The sequence below is a fragment of the Paragemmobacter kunshanensis genome (genome assembly GCF_011059185.1).
In the GTDB taxonomy this organism is placed as follows: domain Bacteria; phylum Pseudomonadota; class Alphaproteobacteria; order Rhodobacterales; family Rhodobacteraceae; genus Paragemmobacter; species Paragemmobacter kunshanensis.
Map to the genome: position 1 here is coordinate 1 of NZ_JAALFE010000060.1, position 5,371 is coordinate 5,371.

General features: G+C 61.6%; 3 protein-coding genes. All 3 read right to left on the bottom strand.

What is annotated here, in order from left to right:
• Positions 1–301: 301 nt before the first annotated feature.
• Positions 302–3,508 (bottom strand): SprT-like domain-containing protein, encoded by a 3,207-nt coding sequence (locus tag G5V65_RS22205; RefSeq protein ID WP_206526927.1) that lies wholly within the window; start codon positions 3,506–3,508, stop codon positions 302–304.
• 154 nt (positions 3,509–3,662) lie between these two features.
• On the bottom strand, positions 3,663–3,977 hold the full coding sequence (locus G5V65_RS21450; protein WP_437435928.1) for a hypothetical protein: 315 nt from the start codon (positions 3,975–3,977) through the stop codon (positions 3,663–3,665).
• Between the two features lie 83 nt (positions 3,978–4,060).
• Positions 4,061–5,371: recombinase family protein (locus tag G5V65_RS21455; RefSeq protein WP_241250699.1), on the bottom strand; the 1,311-nt coding region annotated here is incomplete at its 5' end.

A 5,371-nucleotide genomic window follows, 5' to 3' on the forward strand; every position in this document is an offset into this window, starting at 1 on the left:
CTCCGCCACTTGCCCCCGCGAAAGCGTTCTCCCGATCCGGCTGCGGCCGGATTTTCTCGTTGTTTTCGAGGGTTATGCGGGCGGGGCTGACCACCGGTGCCGACGCCAGGTGGCCCGGAAGCCGTCTCTCAGGGTCAATATTCTCCGGACCTCTCGACCGCGCAATTTCGGTGCAAAGCCTGTAAGTGCATGGATAGAAAGGGTTACTTTCCGGCCGCAGTTCTGCACTTCGATCTTGGGACCTTTCGCGAGAAGGGTCATAAATCGAACTGGTGCCAGCTCCAGGGGGACCGTCGTCGCCTCAGCTCCCGGTAAGCTGAGGAACGGGTAATTCGTTCAGCTCCCGCCGGGCTTCAGGCCAACTCGGATAATGCTCAGAAAGCAGAGCAAAGAACCGGGGGCTGTGCGTCGGCTCGGAAATATGGACCATCTCGTGAACGATTACATACTCCAGTAAGTCGCGCGGTTTCTTCACGAGTTCAGTGTTCAACCGAATAGTGCCTGCCTTCGAGTTGCAGCTTCCCCACTTGGTTGTCATCCGCTGCAAGAAGTAGCGGTGGACCTTAACGCCGATGCGGCTTTCCCATTTGTCGATGATGGGCGGGACTGCGCCATGAAGTAGCTTCAGATGCCAAGCGTGAATCACCTTGGCGCGTCCGTCGCGGGAAGTTCCGGGGCGGACCTGGAGATGGATCGTGCGGTGGTCTAGTTTTACCTCAGGCTTGGCGTCGAGCTCCGTCACACGGAGAAGATGGCGTCGTCCCCAAAGGTAGTGGGTCTCGCGACCGACGAATGAACGTGGGGCTTCCCTCGCCTGCGAGCGAAGCTGCTCTTGCTGCTGCCGGATCAGCGAAACGTTCGACAGTGCACCAAGCGTCTGCGCTGGGTCCGCTTGAATATAGGTGTTCAGCAGGTGCCGCATGTCCGCTTCATACGGCTTGATGTCGAGTTCTTCTCCCGAGTGCCTTTTTATTGCGGCGCGGAGGTCGGTGTAGAAGTCAATTTCCTGCTGGATGTCCGTCTGCTCAGACGGGGTATACCCGGCTTCATCTAGATTCTGCGCAATCGCTGCATAAGCGCGGACAAAGGAGGCGACGGTCTTGTAGAATGAGACCCTGAGTGCCTCAGTCTCGCTCAAGGCGTTCGGGTCTCCGGCATCGCCACAGAAGTATCGCAAGAACTGCTCGATCTCCCTCGGAGGTGCCACTGGCGCACACAGGTAGTGAAGCGCTTCCCGCGCCGCGTCCAGGCGCGCCTTACCTTCCTCGAGCCAATTCTTGATCTCGACGTTGTTTTCTCCGCCGCTCCCTTCATCAACATCCAGCTCATCCGAGCTGTAGACCGCGATCGCGTGCTGTACGTCGCCGAACAGCTCCTTGAAGTCGACGATGTGGCCGTAATCCTTGTCGTCGCCATCGAGCCGGTTGGTCCGACAGATCGCCTGGAACAACGTGTGGTCCCGCAGCTTGTCGTCGAGGTAGATGTAACTGCAACTCGGCGCGTCGAAGCCGGTGAGCAGCTTGGATACCACGATCAGCAGCTTCATGTTCGCGGGTTCTTCGATGAAGCGCCGCTTGACCTCGGTCTCATAGGCTGTCGTGCTCTGGCCGCCCTTCAGCACGAATTTCGTGTAGGTGTCGTACTTGTACCGCTCGTCGCTGTTGGCGGGCTCCCTCGAGATCGCATTGTGGTTCGGCTCGAACGACGTGACGATTCCCACATGCGGCCCGAGCCGGGTGCTCTGGAATTCGCGATAGAATTCGCAGGCGTCGCGGATCGAGGAGGCTACCAGGATTGCGGTGCCTCGGTCGTCGCTCAGCCGCGGCTTCAGATCGAAGTCCTGCACGATCTCCGCGACGATCCGGCGTTTCCGTTCTGTCGCGCTGAGCAGCTCCTCCATGTTGGCCCAGCGTTTCCGCAGTACTGCCTTCTGGAAGTTGTTGAGGTTCCTGGTCTTCTTCTCGAACCAAGCGTCGATTGCTGCCGGGCTCGTCATGCGCTGCGGCACGTCGCGCGCCTCGTATTTCAGGTCGAGCACGACCTTATCCCGGACCGCTTCCTGAAACTTGTAGGTGTGGATGTAGGTGCCGAAGACCTCGCGCGTGGTCTCGCGGTCCTTGCGCAGCAACGGGGTGCCCGTATCCTCGGGCTCCGAGGTGTCGATGTAGCGCGCCAGGTTGAGGTTGAACGCGTTGCGCGGGTCGGCGATTTCGTCAAAGGGCACCATGCGGGCATAGCCCGGCGCGTCCGCGCCCTTGCGGTAGGTGTCGACGATGCGGTGGATGTCCTGCTCGCGCAGGCGGTTCTTGGCGCCGTCCTTGCGGAACCCCTTGGACGCGTCGATCATGAAGATCCCGCGCCGGGCGGTGGCATTTTCCTTGTCGAGAACGACGATGCAAGCCGGGATGCCCGTGCCAAAGAACAGGTTTGGCGGCAGACCGATGATCGCCTTGAGATAACCGGACTTGATCAGCGCCTCGCGGAGGTCGGCCTCGGCATTGCCACGGAACAGCACGCCATGGGGAAGAATGCAGGCGGCCTTACCGCTGCTTTTCATGGTGCGGATGATGTGCAGCAGATAGGCGTAGTCGCCCTGTTTTTTGGGCGGAGCGCCCCATTCGAACCGCTTATGCTTGTCCGTAATGGCGCCCTTTTCGTCATAGCTGAAGCCAGTGCTCCATGCCTTGTCCGAGAACGGCGGATTGGCGACGACGTAGTCGTATGTCCGCAGGCGCTCCCCCTCGAGGAACTTGGGGGTCGTCAGGGTGTTGCCCGCCACGATCTTTGCCGTCGGGAAGTCGTGCAGGATCATGTTCATGCGGGCGAGACCGGCGGTGGTCACGTCCTTTTCCTGGCCTTCGAGCGTGATCCGCTTGCCCGCCTCGGCCGCAACCTTGAGGAGCAGAGAGCCCGATCCGCATGTGGGGTCATATGCGGTGGTTCCAGCAACGGTGTTCTTCGGCGAGATACCGATCACCTTGGCGATGATCCGGCTGACCTCCGACGGGGTGTAGAACTGCCCCTTGCTCTTGCCGCTTTCGGTCGCGAAATGGCGCATGAGGTATTCATAGGCGTCGCCCAGAATATCGTCATGGTCCGCTCGGTTCTTCGCGAAATTCAGATCCGGGCTCGAGAAAATGGAAATCAGACGACCAAGCCGGTCAACACGGTCATTGCCTTCACCAAGTTTGTTCGGATCGTTGAAGTCGGGAAAATCTGTTCGCGCCAGCATCTCGTTGGCATCAACGAGCGGCTGAATCACCTGCGTATTGATCAGATCCCCAATATTCGGATTTCCCGTAAGGGCCGCCATGTCACTGAAGCTCGCGCCCTTCGGAATGATGATTGGTGGCTCGAGATCATCGCTGTCCCCATATTTGTCAGAGACATATTTGATAAACAGCATGAACAGGACATAGTCTTTGTATTGACTCGCATCCATTCCGCCGCGGAGCTCGTCGCATGATGCCCAGAGCGAGGAATAAAGATCTGATTTCTTGACTGCCATTTCGTCTTTTCGGCCCCATGTCGTCGAAGAAGGCCATGAGGGCTCTTCGGGTTGATTGTGATTTTCCGGGCCAGAGTAGCGATCGAGGGGGCCGCCTTCCAGCGCCAACTGCCATGGAGTGCCAGTGGCTTACGTTGCGAGAACGCTGTGGCGGCTACGAATGATTGCGGTCGAGCTCGATTGCCGCGCCTTGGCTCATCCACTCCACCGGGAACGGCTCCAGCACCCGCGCCAGTGTCACCTCCGGCCGCTGCCTTCCGTCCAGAATCGCCTCAACGATGTCTGGCGCCAGCAGGGTCAGGCGCAGGACCCGGGCCATGTAAGTGAAGGCGATCCCTTCCTTCTCAGCCAGCTCGGAAATCGACGCGAACTCGCCCGACTCCAGCATCCGCTTCCAGCGGAACGCGCGGGCCAACGCCTTAACCACCGTGTTGTCCGTCCGCCGCGGTTGCGTGGCGCCCTCGGGCATCTGCATCTCCTTCCGCCCGCCACGCTTCACGATCCTGAATGGGACGTGGAGAGTAACCGTCTCCGGGATCGGAGCACCGCGGGTCATGCTGCCGCCTCGATGCCACCGGCCAGCATCACGCGGGCGAGGCCGCCGAGCCCGTCGACGCGCAGGCGGACGTTGAGCCCGTCAGAGCCGATGTCCACGCGCTCAACCATCAGCGCCACGATGCGCGCCTGCTCGGCGGGGAAGAGTTCCTCCCACAGCGGGTCGATCTGCTGCAAGGCCACGCGAGCCTCGGCCTCAGTAATGGCGGTGGCATGGGCGCAGGCGGCCTTCCACGTGCCCGCCACGATCTCGGGCTGGCGGAAGACGGCGCGCAGCTGGTCGATGACGGCGGCCTCGATCTCGCCCGCGGGCACGCGGCCGACGGGACACGATCCGGCACCATGCTTCAGTACCGTCTGGCTGACATAGTAGCGGTAGAGCTTGCCGCCCTTTCGGGTGTGGGTCGGCGAGAACGCCGCGCCATCTGGGCCGAACAGCAGCCCCTTCAGCAGCGCGGGCGTGTCGGAGCGGGTGCGGGCGGCGCGCTTGCGTGGGCTCTCCTGCAGGATGGCGTGGACGCGGTCCCACATCTCGCGGTCGACGATGGCGTCGTGCTCGCCGGGATAGCTCTCGCCCTTGTGGACCGCCTCGCCGATGTAGGCGCGGTTGCTCAGCATCCGGTAGATGTATTTCTTGTCGATCCGATTGCCGCGCGGCGTCCGGATGCCGCGCGCGCCGACCTCTCGCGCCAGCTCCGTGCAGGACCCGATCTCGAGGAAGCGCGCGAAGATCCAGCGCACATGCGCGACGGCTTCTTCGTCGATGACCAGCTTTCGGTTCTCGACGCGGTATCCATAGGGCGGCACCCCACCCATCCACATGCCCTTTTTCCGGCTGGCGGCGACCTTGTCGCGGATGCGCTCGGCCGTCACCTCGCGCTCGAACTGGGCGAAGGACAGCAGGATGTTCAGCGTCAGCCGACCCATGGACGTGGTCGTGTTGAACGACTGGGTGACGGAGACGAAAGTCACGCCGTTCCGGTCGAACACCTCGACCAGCTTGGCGAAGTCGGCCAGCGAGCGGCTCAGGCGGTCGATCTTGTAGACCACGACGACATCGACCAGCCCGTCCTCGATGTCTTCCAGAAGTCGCTTGAGGCCGGGCCGTTCCAGCGTCCCGCCCGAGATGCCGCCGTCGTCATACTGATCGCGGACCAGCACCCAGCCTTCCGACCGCTGGCTGGCGATGTAGGCTTCGCATGCCTCGCGCTGGGCGTGGAGCGAGTTGAACTCCTGCTCCAGCCCTTCCTCGGAGGATTTCCGAGTGTAGACAGCACACCGCAGCTTGCGGACGACCTTCGATTTTTC

Coding starts and splice junctions, on each gene's coding strand:
- G5V65_RS21450 (WP_437435928.1), bottom strand. CDS start 3,977: ATGCCCGAGGGCGCCACGCAACCGCGGCGGACGGACAACACGGTGGTT.
- G5V65_RS22205 (WP_206526927.1), bottom strand. CDS start 3,508: ATGGCAGTCAAGAAATCAGATCTTTATTCCTCGCTCTGGGCATCATGC.